This window comes from Microaerobacter geothermalis (assembly GCF_021608135.1).
In the GTDB taxonomy this organism is placed as follows: domain Bacteria; phylum Bacillota; class Bacilli; order DSM-22679; family DSM-22679; genus Microaerobacter; species Microaerobacter geothermalis.
The window spans coordinates 17,085-35,650 of record NZ_JAKIHL010000028.1; the positions used below are offsets into that span (position 1 = coordinate 17,085).

The following is an 18,566-nucleotide window of genomic DNA, read 5'->3' on the forward strand; positions in this document are numbered from 1 at the left end:
TCCTATTATAAATATAAGAAGTATGCAAATAATTGCTTTGTCATGCATACTTTTGCATGAAAAAAAATTCATATCGAATAGGTCGAGCTAAAAAATTCACTAAGGACGGCCTTTGAGTTCGTACTCAGCACAAAGACTAAAGAATGGAAATTAGCCTTCTAACTGGTTCATCTTTTAAGTACCCAGATGTTAATGAGTTATTTTTAATTTTTCCAATTTGTAATATAAACTTCGAATCGAAATCCCCAGTATTTTGGCCGCTTTCGTACGATTCCCACCTGTTGCGCTTAAAACCTTTTCAATATAAGCTTTCTCAACATTTTCTAATATTTTATCCAGCGGTTCAGCCAGATCTGTATGAAAATCTTCAGTAATCTGAACAGAGGAAGAAGAACGATGGATAGACTGCCCTTCTATAGGAGGTAAATGAATGGTCTTTATCACCCTTTCATTAAATCTCATATTAATCATTGCCCGTCCAAGTACATTCTCCAATTCTCTTACATTTCCAGGCCAGGGATAATTTTTCATCCTATTTAGAGCATCCTCATCGATACTTTCAACATTTCTACCAAATTCCTGATTAAATTTTCTAATAATGTGATGGGATAATTTTGAAAAATCTTCCTTTCTATATCTTAAGGGAGGAATAATAATCGGCATGACATTTAAGCGGTAATACAGATCCTCTCGAAAAGTTCCCTGCTGTATTGCCTTCTCTAAGTTTACATTGGTAGCAGCGATGACACGGACATTGACTGGAACAGGCTTTGTACCGCCTACCCGAATAATTTCTTTTTCCTGAAGAACCCTTAATAGTTTTGCCTGAATATTTGGCGAAATTTCACCGATTTCATCTAGAAATATTGTACCCCCGCTTGCCTCCTCAAATAATCCCCTCTTTCCTCCTCTCCTTGCTCCAGTAAAGGCCCCTTCCTCATACCCAAAAAGTTCACTTTCTAATAAACTTTCAGAAATTGCCGCACAGTTTACCCGGACAAATTGATTATATTTTCTGTCGCTGGCATTGTGAATGGCATGAGCGAAAAGTTCCTTCCCTGTCCCTGATTCTCCCCGAAGTAAAATGGTAACATGAGTGGAAGCAGCATTTTTGGCCTGTTCAAAGGCATATCTCATCTCTTCACTTTCACCGATAATATCATCAAAGGTATATTTTGCTTCCAAAGTGCGAATAATTTGTTTTGCCTTTTCCAATTCAGCCGTTAATTTCTTGATTTCTGACGTATCATGTATGACCCCGACAGATCCTTTCAATACGCCGTCTACCAAAATGGGCGCAACATTCACCAATACGTCCTTTCTGTTGGGTCCCACCTTTAACGGAACTCCCCGAACAGGCTTCTTTGTCTTCAATACCTGCATATGCATACTAACACCTTCAGAAATATCCACATCTGCCGGTTTCCCAATTACATCTTCTGCGGTTAATCCCGTCAGTCTGGTATACGCCGGATTAATTATTAAGCCTTTTCCTTCAGCATCTACTACTGATATGGCGTCCTCAGAGGATTGGATAATTGCTTCAAGGAGACTTTGAATATCTTTTAAATTGGTCACTTCTGCTGCCAAATCCATTAATTCCGTAATATCACGAAATACAGCTACAGCTCCGACAATATTGCCGTCGTCATCTTTCATGGGAACACGATTCGTGACAATCCTCATTTGATTAGATAAAACCTGTTCCTGATTTAATTCCGGTTTCCCGGTTTCCAGGACCACATGCAAGCGGCTGTTGGGAATGGTTTCAAATGCCAACGTTCCCAATACATCGGAAGAGGAAATCCCCATCAGTTTTTCCGCCGACCGGTTAAATAGCGTAATGCTTCCCTCTTCATTTACGGCAATCATTCCATCGTGAGTAGAGTTTAAGATGGTATCCCTCTCTGTCTTTTGTCTCTCCAACTGTTTGATTAATTGTTCTTTTTCATCAATTAACGCCATTATTATGTTAGCAATGGTTCCCGGAATCAATACGGTCTTGGGGCCTTTTAATCGTTGCAGTTGAATAAAGACCTCCTCCACCCCAGTTGCCTCTAAAATGAAATCGATGTCAGGATGGAGAAAAGACATAAAGTCACTGCCATATGGAACCCCAAGATTCTGGGCTAATAATAATCCCGGAGCCTGCTGATTAATATCGACGATCCCGCGAACCTTTATTTTTTCAAACCGGTGTAAGACTTCCAGCAGAGCCGTCCCCCCACGTCCCGCTCCAACAATCAAGCATTCCTTCATTAGGATTTCATCTCCCCAAAACCACTATCATGATAATTTGCTTGGCAAATCCTAGTTCCGATACTATAAAAGTTCAACTTAATTCATCCATTGAAAAAAATTGCACACTTATATCATACCATAAAATCCATAATCTATATGAACAGATCCCAACCTACATAAACATGGACAAGAACGATCTCTTTATATAATATGAAAGGGAGATATATAATTCGTTCCACATGTATAGTTTACGTTTAAATGTAATAATGAAAGGATTGCAAAAAATGTTTATTCAGCGCATCATTGCCCTCAGCCTCATCGGTTTTTTTATTTTTCTTGGAGGTTGGGGTTGGAAGTTGATGAGAGACACAATATTCCGGTATTTTGACCCAGCCATTCAAACATTTCAATGGGGAACTTTTTTGTTGGGTTTGCTTCTTTTTGTCATTGGGGTAGCCTTTATGGGTGGGTTCATTTTCCATAAAGACAAAAAGCGAAAGTTAGTACAGCCTCGCTTTATGAAACGGAATCATCGTGAAAGCTAGTCCCGTCCCCATTGGTCGAATGCATAAAGCCAGCGATTTCTTTGAATCAATTGGCTGATTGAATGTTTTTCGGCGTACAGATGAACGACAATTAAAAGTAAAAGGAGAATCAGATTCATTATCTCAGGAACCCAAAGTAGGTACCAAAATCCCAACGCCGCACCTAACAGGTTTGATCCCGTATCCCCTAACATAGACTTTCCTTGTATATCCTCAGGATAAAGAAGAATTGTTGCCATCACCGTTGGCCAGATATACACCATATTCTTTACATGCAAAAATGGAAACAGGATGATCACCAACAGCCAAAACATTTTTATTGCTCTCCCCGGCCGCAAATCCAACAGATTAATAAAATTCATCATAAGTGCCATAAACAAAGTTCCTGTGAGAAACCAGATAATAGAAGAATGCATCATAAAGGAAACGAAACTGCTCATTATTAATCCGCCGCTGGCTTTTATAAATCCGGTGGTTATTTTTTTTCTCTTAATAAATGATTGAAAGTGGCCTTTAATTCCCTTTGATCGATGGTTTCCAAACCGATCGTCTATCCAGCCTAATCCTGCAGAGACAAGCATTATGACGAAAGTTAGGATGAGAAGAGTCGGCTCAAGGATTGGCATTTGCAAGAATAAAAAGACAAGAGTAAAAATAAAAATAAATACTCCCGTCCCGACTGGAATAGGAAACCCCAAATAGTTTTCCCGAATCAAGCCATTCCGGATAAGAAATTGATAAAAAGGTTTTAGCATCCATTTAGTCATAGATTCTCTCCATCATTTTCTTTCCGATCGTGTTCGATATCGAAATAAATTGCTTGCCGCGGTGAATAAATCCTGGCAGATCTCTCCCTGTTTCCCTGTGAAGAAATGGCACTTCTATTTCAGATACTCGATATCCTTTTCTCAGTGCATCTATGGTTAAACCCACCTCAATCCCAAATCCTTCAACAAGAGATACCGATTCCATCAGAGTTTTTCTTAAAGCCCGTTGACCGGAAAGGGGAGCCTTTGTTTTATACCCTGTCAACCAATAAATACTTTTTTCCGCCAATCCTTTTACCAATCCAAATCCACCCTTATTCTTGGCTGGAGGTAAAACAGCAATGGTCATGTCTGCTTCATAATCAAAAATAGGAGCTAGTAAACGGGAAGCAAATTGAACAGATTCTCCCAAGTCAGCATCCAAAAACATCAAAATTGATCCGGTCGATGAATCAACACCTGTCATCAACGCTTTTCCCTTCCCTTGATTTTTTTGGTGAACAACGACATGCTCCGTCCATCTCTTAGCCACTTTTGAAGTTCCATCGCTACTTCCGTCATCAACGACAATAATTTCATCAACCCAGGGGGATTTTGATAAGGTTTCTAACGTTTCCCCTATGAATTGAGATTCGTTAAAAGCTGGAATGATTACTGACACCAACTGATTCATGAACGTCCTCCCATATTTTTTTTGATGCATAATTAATCTTTTGCAAAAGCTGCCATTTTTGAAGAGGGGTTTTTGGGGGCTCTGTCATCTGTATCCAATTGATTGAGCGTTGCTGCTTATCTAACCACCTCAGCAATTTCTCTTCCCTTTCAGCAAGGTTATCGACTGAAATGACCAAATCCAAGTCATGATTCCAGTCCTCTAATTCCATCCATCTATCCCAATACATAGTAATCACCTGAATTCCCACTCTTTTTAACGTCTCTTCCGTGAGCAGATTATTCATGTCCTTCGAGGTAAGATATAGCACTTTTAAATTCAGCAAATGCGGAAAGTAGCTCTGGCTGATTAAGCCATCTATATCCTGGTTAGTTTGTTCCAATCGGGTTGTCAATTCCCCTAATCGCTTATGAAGTCCCTGATTAATAGCCACCGATTCCTTATATCTCACTTCCAAACTTTGAAGAAGTTTTTGTTGATTTTTGTCCAGCCATTGTCCACCCATTGTTCCTCCCAATAAAATTCCAATCCCAAGGGCCAAAAATACGGAAATAATGGTTATGATATGAAACCGAAGGGAAACCATGATATCACCTACGTTAATAACATTTTTACCTGAATCCACAAAAGCTGCCAGAGATGCCGCACCACGGGACTTACAACAAACAGGGCAAGAATAGGAACTACTGCCGATAATCCTAATGCAGCTAAAGGCTTCCATCCGATTCGTCCCGGATATAATTTGCTTACTCCTTTGGCGTCAACCAATTTATTGCCAATTTTCATTCGAACCAAAACGGTGCTTCCCATCCCTTTTCTTCCCTTTTCTAAAAAATCAATCATATTGGAGTGGGTTCCAACAGTTACAATTAATTCTGCGCCTTTTTCATAAGCGAGAAGCATCGCAATATCTTCACTGGTCCCGGGAGCCGGAATTGTTATAGCCTTTAATCCAAGCTGATGGATTCTCTTCATTCCGGGAGCATCCCCGTTAGGATAAGCATGAACAACCAAGTCTTTGGCAAACTTTAGAGTTTCATCTTGAACACTATCCATGTCCCCCAGAATTATATCTGGAATAAACCCAAATTCCTTTAAAGCATCTGCTCCCCCGTCAACCCCCAATAAAACGGGCTTATAATCCTTTATATACGAACGAATTGCCAAAAGATCTTCCTTATAGTGGGTTCCTCTAACCACAACCAGAACATGCCTTCCTCTAATGGCAGTTTTCAGTGCCGGAATATACAGTGATTGGAGAAAATAGTCCTTCTCTCTCTGAGCATAAATCAATGTATTATCAATAAATTGCTTAAGGGTATTTGGTAAATTCTTTTTTGCTTCCATAAGCTTTTTTTCGATTTTCTCTTTTGTAACCTTTTGTAAGGGAATTTTATGTTGATCATCAAGGATAAACAGATGATCCAAACCACAGTCAATATTTACTTCCATTCCATCTGAAAAGAGGGAGAAATGCTCTTCCCCCATTTCAAACAAAGGAATACCATGATCCAGCAAGTATGATGCTCCATAGGCAGGATATTTGCCGCTTAACATAGGATTTGCATTTATAATGGCCTTCACTTTTGACTCTAACAATCCTTTAGCAGCCACTTCATCCACATCAGGATGTTTAATGACAGCTATATTTCCCGGTAGAAGCCGTTTCATGAGATTCTTCGTTTTTGAGTCCGCCTTTACAAATCCTTGAATCATCGGTGATTCTTTTTTAGTAACCAATTCTAGCCACCCCTACTTAGTATTAACGAAAAAAAGAGAGGACTATTCATCCTCTCTTCCAGTCAATTCCTAATGATTTCATTCACTTTATTAACTGACCCTTGTTTCCAGTCTCAATTTATCCGCCACCATCGCGATAAACTCGCTGTTGGTCGGCTTGGCTTTATTGTCAGAAATCGTATAGCCAAACATCTTGGTGATGGAATGTATATTCCCCCTGTTCCAGGCTACTTCAATGGCATGACGAATCGCCCTTTCCACACGACTTGGTGTCGTTTCAAATTTCCTGGCGATTTCCGGATACAGAATTTTTGTAATTGATCCCAATATCTCCATGTTGTGATACACCATGATGATGGCTTCCCTTAAATAATGATATCCCTTAATATGGGCAGGAACACCAATTTCATGAATGATTCCAGTTATGCTGGACTCAATATTCTTCTTTTTAGATTGTTGATTAATTGTGGGTACGGACGTTAATATGGGTTTTATAGATTCCTGTTTATTAGGCTTTAACACCATTTGACGGATACGGGTAGTCAATACCTCCATGTCAAATGGCTTCAGTATGTAATAGGAGGCTCCCAACTCCACCGCTCTTTTCGTAATATCTTCCTGTCCAAAAGCAGTAAGCATAATAATCTTTGGCATGGAATCTAATTGCAGTTTTTTGATCTGTTCCAACACTGCCAATCCATCTAAATGAGGCATAATGATGTCTAAAATCAATACATCCGGAATCTGGTGCCCCAAAATATCCAAAACCTCATTTCCGTTGTAAGCAACATTAATGACTTCCATATCTTCCTGTTCATTGATAAATTCTGTAAGTAATTGAGTAAACTCCCTATTATCGTCAGCAATCAATACTTTAATCTTTTGCAATGCCCATACTCCTCTCTATCATATGATTTATTACCGTGCATCATTTCGAGTTATAGTTTCGACATCAGTTAAAATATTCCTGCTTTAATATACAGTTTTTCATTTTTTTCTCAAAATATTTTAAATTCTACAAAACTTGACATTTTCCTTTATTTTTCGATAAAGAAAACTCACCGATTGGCGAGCGTTCATACTTTTCTGATTAGCCAAAAAAACTAAAGACGATTAACTCGCCTTTAGTTTTCTTTCTTGGTTTAATGATATTTCAGCCTCATTTAACATCCACTCAATGAACGTGCCATATCCCGACGTGGGATCATTAACAAAAACATGGGTTACAGCACCGACAATTTTATTGTTTTGGATAATTGGACTTCCGCTCATTCCCTGAACAATCCCACCTGTTTTTTCCAACAGTCTTGGATCTGTAATTTTAATAATCATCCCTTTGGTAGCAGGATATTTTTGTTCAATGACATTTACAATTTCAATGCTGAATCTTTCCACCTTCTGTCCATCAATGACTGTAAATATTTCTGCAGGTCCTTTTTTTACTTCTTCAATTAGTGCAATTGACATTGGCTTGTTTATCAACAATTGATCGGGAGGAGTATTCATTTTTCCAAAAATTCCAAAAGGGGAATTTTTTGTTATGTTTCCTAACACTTCTCCTTCATTAAAGAAAATGGCCCGTTTTGATCCCGGTTCTCCACTTGCTCCTTTTTCAATGGATGTGACATTAGCCCTTACAATTTGTCCATCACCGACAATAATCGGCTTTTGGGTGTCAATATCAGAAATGACGTGCCCCAAAGCCCCATATTTTTTTGATACGGGGTCATAAAAGGTTAATGTTCCTACCCCTGCTGCTGAGTCTCTAATATACAATCCCAACCGATACTCTTTTTCCTTTTTATCAAAAAGCGGTTTTAATTGTACAATTTTTTTCTCTCTTCCGCGGATCAGTTCAATTTCCACCGGCTCATTTTTTCGCCCTGCTCGATTGACGATATCTGCCACCTGATCAATGGTTTTCATTTCTAGACCATTCATTTTAATAATCAAATCTCCAAGGCGAATATCTGATTTTTCACCAGGTGAAATTTTTTCCTGATTCGGCCCATCAAGGAAATGGTGACCTACCACCAATAATCCAGCAGCATGCAGCTTAACGCCTATTGATTGTCCTCCAGGGTACAGTTTAATATCAGGCAGAACCTTCACTCTAACTGTTTTTACAGGCAAACCGCCAAGCTTTAACCGAAGTTCTGTTTCTCCCACCCGATTTGGACTTAAGGTGAAGGGTTGTTTAAGGTTAATTTGAACTTGTTTAGAGCTTTCTCCATTTACTTGAATCACTTCGGGATGAGTAGATGTAACAACTCCGGAAGCAGGAATGCCAAATTTAACTTGGACAGCAACACCGTTTAACAAACGCATTTCATCTGGTAAGGAAATAAAATCTTGAAAAGGGGGGGATATCACGATTACCATGGTTAAGATCACTAAGAATACACCTAATATTGACCTTTTCCTTTGTGACAAATTATCACTCTCCTACCTTCCCACCTATACACCTCCACTTTTGGCTGTATCTATAATTTTGCCGTGCATCAAACCATTTATAACCCCAAAATGATTCCACAAATAAAAAAAGATGTGAATAAATCACATCGCCCTCAGCTTTATTTCATTTCCTCTCTCTAACAATTCCTTGGCATGTTGCCGGGTGACATCAGACACCTCTGCGCCCCCCAACATTCTGGCCAACTCTTCAATTCGCTCATCTTCAGTCAACTGCCGAACAGAAGTGTAAGTATCATCCCGAGTCATTTGCTTTATGATCGTATAATGTACATCGGCAAACGAAGCAACCTGGGGAAGGTGAGTAATACATATCACTTGTCTGTTCTTGGCTACCAGGGCCAATTTTTCAGCGACAGATTGAGCAACCCTACCGCTAATACCTGTATCCACCTCATCAAAAATGATGGTATCCACTTGGTCAGCATCTGCCAATAAACGTTTCAGCGCTAGTACTATTCTGGATAATTCACCGCCAGATGCAATTTTTGCAAGAGGACGAAGAGGCTCTCCAGGGTTGGGTGAAATTAAAAATTCAACTTTATCCCTTCCGTCAGAAGTAAATTCTCCCGGATTTTCTTCACTTATTATGCTTACGGAGAATTTGGTTTTTTCCATATGAAGATCAAATAATTCCTTCAGAACCGCTTTTTCAAGTTGTTGGGCAACTTTCTTTCGAACACCGGTAAGTTCCTTTGCTTTTTGACTGATCCGTTTCTCCAACGTTTCAATTTTCGTTTTTAGTTCCCCTATCCTTAGATCTTTATGCTGAATCATATCCAATTCTTTCTTTATACGATCCGCATATTCTAACACATCATTTACAGTTGACCCATACTTTCTCTTCAGCGTTGAAATAAGATGTACCCTTTCTTCAATTTCCTGCAGCTCATTTGATTCAAAATCCATGGAATCAATATACCTACGAAGTTCACTTGCTACATCTTCCATGATATAGTATGAGGACTGTAAGGATTCGAAAATTTCCCTTAGGGTTTCGTCATAATAAAGAATGGATTCTAAAGAACTTACAGCTTGGCCAATCCATTCTAATCCTTTCTGCTCACCGGATAAATATTGATAAGCTTCATTGACCCCATGGTATATTTTCTCTCGATGTACCAGCTTTTGTTTTTTTTGCATGAGGATTTCATCTTCATTTGGGATTAATCTTGCTTCCTGGATCTCATTTAACTGATACTGAAGTAAATCCAAACGCTGTATTAAAGATTGCTCATTAGCAGTCAGTTCTTTCAACTCCTTGATCAAAGCTTTATATTGGTCAAATAAGTGGCGATATTCTCTTTTTAACTGAAAGAGTGAGAGTCCTGCATAATGATCCAACCAGGCTAGATGCTTGTCTGACTTCAAAAGTTCTTGATGCTCATGCTGTCCATGAATATGTAGCAGTTGCGGACCCACTTCCTTTAACATGGCTAAAGTAACTAGCTGACCGTTAATCCGAATTATACTTTTACCCTGTTTGTTAATTTCGCGTTTAACGATAAGGAGATCATCTTCATCCATTTGAATTCCATATGAGTCCAACAGAGAAAGAAGCGTGTGGCCTTGTCTTAATTCAAACAATCCTTCAATTTCTGCCTTTTCTTCATTATGCTTTACATATTCTTGTGATCCTCTACCACCCAATAAAAGACTCAACGCATCAATAATAATTGACTTTCCTGCACCGGTTTCCCCTGTCATCACATGGAACCCTTCAAAAAAAGAAATGCGAAGTTCCTTAATGATCGCAAAATTTCGAATGGAAAGTTCTATTAACAAAACCACCACCCACTTTACATAAAGAATTAAAGGGTTTATCTTAAAGCATATCAAGGAAACGATCAGTAACAATTTGCGAAGCTTCCTCTGATCGGCAGATGATGAGAATAGTATCATCTCCACCAATGGTTCCCATCACCTCATGCCATTCCAAATGATCAATTAAAGCCCCGATGGCCATGGCATTTCCTGGAAGTGTTTTCATCACAATCAAATTGTTTGCACGGTCAATACTAACAAAGCTATCAAGGAGGAGCCTTTTTAATTTTTGCTGTGGGTTAAATCGTTGATCTGCAGGTAAAGAATATTTGTACTGCCCGTTTGCAGTCGGTACTTTCACCAAATGAAGTTCTTTAATGTCCCTTGAGACAGTTGCTTGTGTAACATTGTAACCCGCTTCCTTTAACCTTTCTACTAGTTCATCCTGCGTTTCGATGTCAAATGTCGATATGATTTCCCTGATTTTTATGTGCCTTTGACCCTTATTCATCTTTTACCTCCAATCCGACTAATTTTCACCCTGTAGTTTTTTCCGAATCACTTCAAAAAAGTTATGTTCTCTCCATTTTATAAGGGACGTTACATATGGAGATTTCTGTATAATAATATCATCCTCAACTTCAAGTTTAAAGCCTAGCTGTCCGTCAACCGTCAGCCCAATATCCTGGTGGGTGGAATCCACCTTGATTCGCAGCTTTTCATCTGCTGATAACACCATTGGTCTTGATGTTAAGGAATGGGGGGCAACAGGAGTAAGCAGAAATAAGTCGATGTAAGGAACAACAATAGGGCCTCCGGCAGACAAGGAATAGGCTGTCGATCCTGTTGGAGTGGATATGATTAAACCATCTCCGGAAAAAGAACCTAAATATCTTTCATTCACATAAACGGTATGTGTAATCATACGACTGAATGATCCGGTAGAGATTCCCACATCATTAAGGGCAATGAAATTTTTTAGCTGCTCCTCTCTACGGATGATAATCGCTTCAAGCATCATTCTTTTTTCTATATAAAAATCATTGCGGATAATTTGCTCAACGGCTCGAGGCAGATCTTCAGGTTCTGCTTCCGACAGAAAACCTAGATTCCCAAGATTTATGCTTAGGATAGGAATATTATATGGTGCAAAATGTCTGGCAAATCCCAATAATGTGCCATCCCCGCCCAGGACAAACACTTTATCAATTTTTTCATGGAAACGTGTTATAGGAAGAGCAAGATCATCTCTTTCAAAATGATGGGCAAGCTCAGGTTCCAAATATACATCGATTCCCCTTTGTTCAATTAAATATACTAATTCTCTAGCCACAATCCAGGCTTTGGGTTTACCCTTGTTTACGGCTAGTCCTATACCTTGCATCATGAACACCCCATTCCAAGGAGTTGAAGATCTTTGAATAGTCTCCAAATCATTTACTTCGTGGTCTTTGATTAATTTCCTCTTTGGATAAATCAAAAAACAGCACAACTCAACTAGCGGACCTGTAAATCTTTAGTTCCACTTAGTTCCACTTCTATAGAATCTTCTTGAAATAGCGAAAAAGCGAGGCAATCCTCGCTGGATAAAATAGATGGGGTCTAGCTATCGGATAAATTGTTATGTGCTGCCTTTACGACATTTTTAATATGATCATCCAGGTAAACTTCTTCAAGATTCCAATTCTCTGGATTGTATCGACCAAAATAAAGGAATTCAATGTTTCCTTCACCACCTTTGATAGGTGAATAATGAAGTCCTTGAAGACGAAAACCTGATTTATCAGCTTGATGAATCACTTTTTTTATTACCTGATAATGGATTTTCGGATCCTTAACCAGTCCATTTTTCCCTACATGCTCTCTCCCTGCTTCAAACTGCGGCTTAATTAACGCGATCATCTCTCCAGGTTTCCGTAAAATCTCCGCAAGAACAGGAAAAATTAAGCTTAATGAAATGAAGGATACATCAATTGTAGCCACATCAGGAGGTTCTCCCGATAGATCCTCCTTTTTCAGGTAACGAAAATTGGTTCTTTCCATCACAATTACCCTTGGATCTTGCCGTAAACTCCATGCCAGCTGTCCGTAACCAACGTCTACCGCATATACTTTTTTGGCACGATATTGCAATGCACAATCCGTGAAACCTCCGGTTGATGCACCAATATCAATGACCACCTTATCCTTGAAATCAATGTGAAATTGCTCGATGGCTTTTTGCAGTTTTAATCCGCCACGGCTAACAAAGGGGTGAAGTGGACTTTTTACCCGGATTTTCACATCTGAGGAAACTTTCATACCTGGTTTATCTGATTTTTCGTTATTAACGAAAACAAGACCTGCCATTATTGCTCTTTTGGCTTGTTCCCGGCTGGAAAAATGTCCTCCTTCCACAAGGAGGACATCTAATCTTTCCTTTTTCTTTGTCATAAGGCTCGCTGCCTCTTTCTCAGGGTAACTGACTTTATCTGCTGGATAATCATTTCTGTTGTCAGTCCGATTTCCTCCCTTAATTGGCTTACACTACCATGTTGAATATATTGGTCGGGAATTCCGATATTTTTTACGATTTGATGATGAAATCCTTGATTGGCATAATACTCTAAAACGGCACTTCCAAATCCTCCTAATAATGAGGCTTCTTCAACGGTAAGAATAGGAATATTTTCCTCTGCCAATTGACAGAGTACCATTTCATCTAAAGGTTTGATAAACCTGCCATTGATTACCCTGACTTCGATACCCTCTCTTAATAATTTTCCATAGGCTTCCATCGCAACTGCCACCATCGGTCCAATCGCAATGATGGCTGCATCAGAACCTGTGGTTAAGATTTCCCATTTTCCAATGGGGATTGGTTTTAGATTTTCCTTTTTTGGAACTTGCGATGCATTCCCCCTTGGAAAACGGAAAGCAATAGGTCCATCATTATAATCAATGGCTGTCTTTACCATTTTGGACAGTTCGTTTTCATCCTTTGGCATCATCAATACCATATTTGGTAAATGACGGAGATACGCAATATCAAAAACTCCCTGATGGGTTTCACCATCTGCCCCAACTAAGCCGGCCCTGTCAATAGCAAATACAACATTTAAGTTCTGCCTGCAGATGTCATGAACCAATTGGTCATATGCCCGCTGCAAAAAAGTAGAATATACAGCAAAAACTGGCTTCATTCCACCAATGGAAAGGCCACCAGCCATGGTTGTGGCATGTTGCTCAGCAATTCCGACATCAATCATTCGTTCCGGGAAACGTTCAGCAAATTTGTTTAACCCTGTGCCATTTGGCATGGCAGCAGTGATTGCAACAATTCGTTTATCCTCTTCAGCCAACTGAATCAGAGTATCTGCAAAAATTGATGAATAGCTAGGAGTTCCTGGTTTCTTTGTCTCTTTTCCCGTCTCAATTTTATACGGGCTAATACCGTGAAATTTATAGGAATCCTCCTCAGCGGGAGCATATCCTTTTCCTTTTTTTGTCACGACGTGAACCAAGACAGGTCCAGCAGTTTTACCAGCTTGAGCAAGGCTTTTCAATAAAACCTGAATGTTATGTCCGTCAATAGGTCCTAGATAGGTAAAGCCTAATTCCTCAAAGAGCACACCGGATACCAACAAATATTTCACGCTGTCTTTTATTCGCTCTGCTGTCTTTGCCAGTTTTCCGCCGATGGCAGGAATTTTTTTTAATAAGTGTTCCAATTCTTCCTTTGCCTTAACATAATGCTGATCAGTGCGCAATTTTCCCAAATAATTATGAAGAGCTCCAACATTAGGGGCAATTGACATTTCGTTATCGTTTAGTACAATGATAATATTTTTCTTTTCATGTCCTATATGATTAAGGGCTTCGAAAGCCATGCCTCCGGTAAGCGCTCCGTCACCAATCACTGCAATAATTTTATGATTTTCACCTTTCAAGTCTCTGGACAGCGCCATACCCATGGCAGCGGATAAGGAAGTGCTGCTGTGTCCGGTTTCCCAGACATCATGCACACTTTCATCCCGTTTCGGAAATCCGGACAATCCCTGATATTGTCGAAGAGTATCAAACAAATCCTTTCTTCCCGTAAGTATTTTATGAACATAGGACTGATGACCAACATCCCATATGAACTTGTCCTTAGGACTATCAAAAAGATAGTGTAGGGCAATGGTCAACTCAACAACTCCCAAATTAGGAGCTAAATGACCACCCGTAACAGATAGTTTTTCAATTAAAAAACGCCTGATCTCAGAAGCTAAGGTTCCCAACTGTTGAATATTCAGTTGTTTTAAGCTCTTGGGGTCTTCAATCTGATTTAGTAGCATCTCTGCCCCCCCGTTTCTTCTTCCTGTTTTTAGAATTCCCATTTATCATATTAACACCAAAAATTTTTTCAATATAAAAAAGGAGTTTTCCAACAACTATAATAATTTCGGTTGAATAATGAATGGCAAAGGTCTTTCCAAGAGCCTTTCCACCAACAGTAAAAGCGGCAACCAGTGCGGTAAAAATCACAGCGATGGTGGTTGCCAAGCTGCTTCTTTCAGGAACTCCAAACGAAAAAATAAGCTGCAGAATCACTGCAGCACTTGCAGTACCACTAACGATACCAGTTATATCACCAATGACATCATTACAAAAACTGGATACACGGTCGGCATGGCGTATAATAAAAATTCCGTGCTTAGCTCCCGGTACTTTTTTGGAAGCCATTGCATGAAAGGGAGCTTCATGCCCAGAGGCCGCAGCTAAACCAATTGCATCAAATATAACCCCGATAATGATCAGTATAAAAACTATGGCCATACCAATCCCCCAAGTCACCTGTTCCAAAAGGGATGAGGATACCACAGTAAAAAGTGCCGCCATAAAGAATGTAGTGACGGCAATGGTTAAACTCCACCGAAGTGATTTGTTAAATAAAGGGTTCATGTAAAAAGAGTCACCTATTCTCGAAATGATTCAAAGATATGTATGAAGAGTGGTCACTTTGTGGGTAAATGTTGCGGCTTAGGTCCAGTAGGTTTTCCCATGAAGTCACCAATACGTTGCCATATTGGCGGTTTCCCATTATGACTTCATTGGCGTGTCACCATTCGCCAGACTGGATTACCACTTAGTCCACACTTTAATCCCCACAAAGCTACACAGAAAGGAACAGTCTAGGAGTTTTCCTCAACAATCTTTAACCATATCCCTAGCCGCTTTTGCAATGATGATTTCATATAGCACCAAACCTTATCTAATGGCCATTAGAACAAGGTTTCGAATCCTATAATCCCGCCATCATCACTCACGGCAGGCTACGCTGTACACAAGCCAATTAGGTATGTAGGCTCGCATACAGGTTCATACCCCAAGCCATAACTCATGCTTACGCACTTGCCACAAACTTGGGCCTCCGCGGAAGGAGGGTCAACGCCCACATGCCATTGTGGATCGCCCTCCTACCTTAACTCCCAGTATCAACCCCCGACTGGGCGTCGAAAGCCAACACCAGGAACTTCATCGATGTGCCCTTTAACGGATTTTTAGCCCCGCCTTCAGGATAGGTAGATTGACTAGAATACTGCACCACTCTTCGTTTGTACTATGTATTATAACATATTTTCATGTTATCTACAAATGAAAAGACTGCCACAAAGTACTATATCGCTAACGTAATTCTGTTAATAAGTCACAATGTAAAAAGTCAAGATTCCCGATGAAGCAAAAAATCAGCCAAGTCGAAAAGTACAGGATGCAAGATTTTCGCCAACTTTAATTGGTCCTTTGCTTCACTCACCAAAAGATTTACTTCTTCCTGGGAGGCTTCTATTCCGATAAGTGATGGATAGGTTAACTTTTGATTGGATCGATCACTTCCAGCAGTTTTTCCCATTCGCTCAGAATTTCCAATTTCATCCAATATATCGTCCTGAATTTGAAACGCTAATCCAAGGGAGGATGCAAAACGGGTTAAATGATATAATTGCTCCGAGGAGGCTCCAGCGAGAATCGCTCCAGATCTGACGGAACAGATGATCATATCCGCAGTTTTGTGTTGATGAATATAGCGGAGGGTTTCCAAATTTCCGGGTTCCCCTTGAGAAATTATGTCAACCACCTGACCTCCAACCATTCCATAAGGACCGGCATATTTAGAAATTTCCTCTATTAATTGAAGAAGTGCTTCCGGACGTACATCGGGATAATGAACCTTTGTTTTCATAATGGTCCCAAAGGCCATGGTTAAAAGAGCATCCCCAGCCAAAATAGCCATCGCTTCACCATAAACCTTATGATTGGTTAACTTTCCTCTACGGTAATCATCATTATCCATAGATGGCAGATCATCATGAATGAGTGAATAGGTATGAATCATTTCAATGGCACTTGCAACCGATAACCCTATTTTGGGATCTTTTCCAAGGGATTCAATGGAAGCAAATACAAGGGCAGGACGAATTCTCTTCCCACCTGCCAGTAAAGAGTATTCCATAGATTCCCTTAATCGTGACGGCATGTCGATCTCTTTCAAATGATAAACCAGGTCATTTTCCACCCAGGAGGTTTTCTCTTGTAAATATGGAATGATATGCTTGTATCTCAATCTTGCTCCTCCTCTAAACGAAAAGGTACCTTTTCCATATCCCCTTCTTTCTCAATAAGCATTTCAATACGCTGTTCAACCGATTCCAATTTTTTTGTACATAATTTTGAAAGCTGCATTCCTTCTTGAAAAAGCTCAATAGCCACTTCTAAAGACACATCCCCATCCTCAAGGGATTCGACTACCTTTTCTAAACGAGATAGAGCTTCCTCAAAGGACATTTCATCCATCTTTGTTTGCTTTTCCATAATTCACCTCTTCCTCAATCCCCCACACTTGACAATCCAGCTGTCCATCAATCATCTTTACCTTTACAATATCTCCCGGAGAAACCTTTTGAACAGATTTTACCAACTCATGATTTTCATTATATACTAGAGAATATCCCCTTTGCATCACTTTTAAAGGACTTAACGCATCCAGTTTGGCCAGAGTGTAATATAATTGTTTCTTCTTATCTTTTAAATCAGCTATGATTGCCTTAGATAATGTTTTCCTTAAATATTCCAGTTGTTTTCTTGTATAACCGACCTTGTAACGGGGATTTTGCTTTCCCAACATAAGATTTAGCTGAACCAATTTCGTTCTCTTTTTTTCCAGATTTCTTTGGAGAGCAGACATCATGCGGCTGTTTAACTGATCCACCCTCTGGGCAGCTTGTTCAACCCGGTCTTTAGGTCTCTTAAACACATATGATTTTTTTAATCCATCCAACTGTTTTCTTTTATCTCCTAAGACATTCAACAGAGTTCTTTGCAGTTGGAGACGATAATGAAGAACTTTATCTTTTAATTCACGGATATGGGGAACAGCAATCTCTGCGGCAGCAGTAGGGGTAGCCGCCCTGATATCAGCCACAAAATCAGCGATGGTTGTATCGGTTTCATGTCCCACTGCAGAAATGACCGGGATACGAGAAAGAAAGATACTTCTTGCCACAATTTCCTCATTAAATGCCCAAAGTTCTTCTATTGAACCCCCTCCCCTACCAACGATCAGGAGATCTACCTCACTTCTTTCATTGCTTAATTGTATGGCACGGGCCACAGACTGAGGAGCTTCGGTTCCTTGCACCAAAACAGGGTAAAGAAGAATATTGGCCAAAGGATAACGCCGCTTAATGGTTGTCACAATATCCCGAATCGCTGCACCTGTCGGAGATGTAATGACACCAATTGTTTTGGGGAACTTTGGTAGTTCTTTTTTATGAACGGGATCAAAAAGTCCTTCGGTTTGCAATTTCTCCTTTAGTTGCTCAAAGGCCAAGTATAAGCTTCCAATACCATCTGCCTGCATTTCTTTGCAGTATAACTGGTATTGCCCATCCCTCTCATAAACAGAAACATTACCGCGAACGATCACCTTTTGCCCTTCCTTGGGCATAAAAAGAAGCTTGCGGTTTGCCCCTGCAAACATAACCGCCTTGATCCGGCTCCCTTCGTCCTTTAGGGAAAAATACATATGACCGCTTCTGTGATGAGTAAAGTTAGAGATTTCTCCCCGTATCCATATATCATTTAATAGCGAATCTGCTTCCAATCGTTCTTTTAAATATCGATTTAAATCAGAAACAGAAAAAATATTTTGATCATCCATCCACGATCCACTCTTTCTTCGGTGGTATATCACCAAACTATTTGCACATTAGACTTGAAACGGACCTGAATCACTTCTAGGTACTGTGGCTAACCGCCACCAATATTGCCCACTATTGATCTATACGAAACCCCCAAAAACACCTGAGAATCTCGATGATGGAGTCAGTTTGAGGACTAATT

The 18,566-nt window shown here is 39.8% G+C and carries 17 protein-coding genes; 1 reads left to right on the forward strand and 16 read right to left on the reverse strand.

Annotated elements, in window-relative coordinates; genetic code table 11:
* Window positions 1–189: 189 nt before the first annotated feature.
* Window positions 190–2,259 carry a sigma-54 interaction domain-containing protein gene (locus tag L1765_RS10685; protein ID WP_236407127.1) on the reverse strand — a complete coding sequence of 690 codons (2,070 nt, stop codon included), beginning with the start codon at window positions 2,257–2,259 and terminating at the stop codon, window positions 190–192.
* Window positions 2,260–2,480: 221 nt separating this feature from the next.
* Here L1765_RS10685 and L1765_RS10690 point away from each other — a divergent pair, with 221 nt between their 5' ends.
* Window positions 2,481–2,786: a DUF2627 family protein gene (locus tag L1765_RS10690; protein WP_236407130.1), complete on the forward strand. Its 306-nt coding sequence runs from the start codon at window positions 2,481–2,483 to the stop codon at window positions 2,784–2,786.
* On the opposite strand, the gene L1765_RS10695 is transcribed toward L1765_RS10690, so the two are convergent.
* The 15 genes from L1765_RS10695 to xseA form a co-directional block, all read right to left on the reverse strand.
* Window positions 2,783–3,553: a hypothetical protein gene (locus tag L1765_RS10695; protein WP_236407133.1), complete on the reverse strand. Its 771-nt coding sequence runs from the start codon at window positions 3,551–3,553 to the stop codon at window positions 2,783–2,785. The two genes, L1765_RS10690 and L1765_RS10695, sit on opposite strands and share 4 nt — an antisense overlap.
* Window positions 3,546–4,226 carry a glycosyltransferase family 2 protein gene (locus L1765_RS10700; RefSeq protein ID WP_236407136.1) on the reverse strand — a complete coding sequence of 227 codons (681 nt, stop codon included), beginning with the start codon at window positions 4,224–4,226 and terminating at the stop codon, window positions 3,546–3,548. The genes L1765_RS10695 and L1765_RS10700 overlap by 8 nt, the downstream gene beginning before the upstream one ends.
* A complete protein-coding gene (locus L1765_RS10705) occupies window positions 4,189–4,812 on the reverse strand; it encodes a copper transporter (protein WP_236407138.1) in 624 nt (207 codons plus the stop codon). The genes L1765_RS10700 and L1765_RS10705 overlap by 38 nt, the downstream gene beginning before the upstream one ends.
* Before the next feature lie 8 nt (window positions 4,813–4,820).
* Window positions 4,821–5,966 carry a putative cytokinetic ring protein SteA gene (steA, locus tag L1765_RS10710; RefSeq protein ID WP_236407141.1) on the reverse strand — a complete coding sequence of 382 codons (1,146 nt, stop codon included), beginning with the start codon at window positions 5,964–5,966 and terminating at the stop codon, window positions 4,821–4,823.
* A gap of 90 nt (window positions 5,967–6,056) precedes the next feature.
* Window positions 6,057–6,854, reverse strand: a complete 798-nt coding sequence (spo0A, locus tag L1765_RS10715; RefSeq protein ID WP_236407143.1) for a sporulation transcription factor Spo0A — start codon at window positions 6,852–6,854, stop codon at window positions 6,057–6,059.
* Between the two features lie 225 nt (window positions 6,855–7,079).
* Complete coding sequence (gene spoIVB / locus L1765_RS10720) at window positions 7,080–8,399, reverse strand: SpoIVB peptidase (protein WP_268928856.1); 1,320 nt, start codon at window positions 8,397–8,399, stop codon at window positions 7,080–7,082.
* Window positions 8,400–8,522: 123 nt separating this feature from the next.
* Window positions 8,523–10,295, reverse strand: a complete 1,773-nt coding sequence (gene recN / locus L1765_RS10725) for a DNA repair protein RecN (protein ID WP_236407145.1) — start codon at window positions 10,293–10,295, stop codon at window positions 8,523–8,525.
* Window positions 10,264–10,713: a transcriptional regulator AhrC/ArgR gene (gene ahrC / locus L1765_RS10730; protein WP_236407146.1), complete on the reverse strand. Its 450-nt coding sequence runs from the start codon at window positions 10,711–10,713 to the stop codon at window positions 10,264–10,266. Before ahrC ends, recN begins: the two co-directional genes overlap by 32 nt.
* 18 nt (window positions 10,714–10,731) lie before the next feature.
* On the reverse strand, window positions 10,732–11,586 hold the full coding sequence (locus tag L1765_RS10735) for an NAD(+)/NADH kinase (RefSeq protein ID WP_236407203.1): 855 nt from the start codon (window positions 11,584–11,586) through the stop codon (window positions 10,732–10,734).
* 218 nt (window positions 11,587–11,804) lie between these two features.
* Window positions 11,805–12,635: a TlyA family RNA methyltransferase gene (locus L1765_RS10740; protein ID WP_236407148.1), complete on the reverse strand. Its 831-nt coding sequence runs from the start codon at window positions 12,633–12,635 to the stop codon at window positions 11,805–11,807.
* Entirely contained in the window at window positions 12,632–14,521 is a 1,890-nt protein-coding gene (gene dxs, locus L1765_RS10745; RefSeq protein WP_236407150.1) for a 1-deoxy-D-xylulose-5-phosphate synthase, read from the reverse strand. Before dxs ends, L1765_RS10740 begins: the two co-directional genes overlap by 4 nt.
* A complete protein-coding gene (locus L1765_RS10750) occupies window positions 14,502–15,128 on the reverse strand; it encodes a hypothetical protein (protein ID WP_236407152.1) in 627 nt (208 codons plus the stop codon). Before L1765_RS10750 ends, dxs begins: the two co-directional genes overlap by 20 nt.
* A 760-nt stretch (window positions 15,129–15,888) precedes the next feature.
* Window positions 15,889–16,788 (reverse strand): polyprenyl synthetase family protein, encoded by a 900-nt coding sequence (locus L1765_RS10755; RefSeq protein ID WP_236407154.1) that lies wholly within the window; start codon window positions 16,786–16,788, stop codon window positions 15,889–15,891.
* Entirely contained in the window at window positions 16,785–17,036 is a 252-nt protein-coding gene (gene xseB, locus L1765_RS10760; RefSeq protein WP_236407157.1) for an exodeoxyribonuclease VII small subunit, read from the reverse strand. Before xseB ends, L1765_RS10755 begins: the two co-directional genes overlap by 4 nt.
* A complete protein-coding gene (gene xseA, locus L1765_RS10765) occupies window positions 17,011–18,384 on the reverse strand; it encodes an exodeoxyribonuclease VII large subunit (protein WP_236407159.1) in 1,374 nt (457 codons plus the stop codon). The genes xseB and xseA overlap by 26 nt, the downstream gene beginning before the upstream one ends.
* Window positions 18,385–18,566 lie beyond the last annotated feature (182 nt).

Bases quoted from the DNA above. Each gene is read 5' to 3' on its own strand.
- L1765_RS10685 (WP_236407127.1), bottom strand. From the start codon at position 2,259: ATGAAGGAATGCTTGATTGTTGGAGCGGGACGTGGGGGGACGGCTCTG.
- L1765_RS10690 (WP_236407130.1), top strand. From the start codon at position 2,481: ATGTATAGTTTACGTTTAAATGTAATAATGAAAGGATTGCAAAAAATG.
- L1765_RS10695 (WP_236407133.1), bottom strand. From the start codon at position 3,553: ATGACTAAATGGATGCTAAAACCTTTTTATCAATTTCTTATCCGGAAT.
- L1765_RS10700 (WP_236407136.1), bottom strand. From the start codon at position 4,226: ATGAATCAGTTGGTGTCAGTAATCATTCCAGCTTTTAACGAATCTCAA.
- L1765_RS10705 (WP_236407138.1), bottom strand. From the start codon at position 4,812: ATGGTTTCCCTTCGGTTTCATATCATAACCATTATTTCCGTATTTTTG.
- ahrC (WP_236407146.1), bottom strand. From the start codon at position 10,713: ATGAATAAGGGTCAAAGGCACATAAAAATCAGGGAAATCATATCGACA.
- L1765_RS10735 (WP_236407203.1), bottom strand. From the start codon at position 11,586: ATGCAAGGTATAGGACTAGCCGTAAACAAGGGTAAACCCAAAGCCTGG.
- L1765_RS10740 (WP_236407148.1), bottom strand. From the start codon at position 12,635: ATGACAAAGAAAAAGGAAAGATTAGATGTCCTCCTTGTGGAAGGAGGA.
- dxs (WP_236407150.1), bottom strand. From the start codon at position 14,521: ATGCTACTAAATCAGATTGAAGACCCCAAGAGCTTAAAACAACTGAAT.
- L1765_RS10750 (WP_236407152.1), bottom strand. From the start codon at position 15,128: ATGAACCCTTTATTTAACAAATCACTTCGGTGGAGTTTAACCATTGCC.
- xseB (WP_236407157.1), bottom strand. From the start codon at position 17,036: ATGGAAAAGCAAACAAAGATGGATGAAATGTCCTTTGAGGAAGCTCTA.
- xseA (WP_236407159.1), bottom strand. From the start codon at position 18,384: ATGGATGATCAAAATATTTTTTCTGTTTCTGATTTAAATCGATATTTA.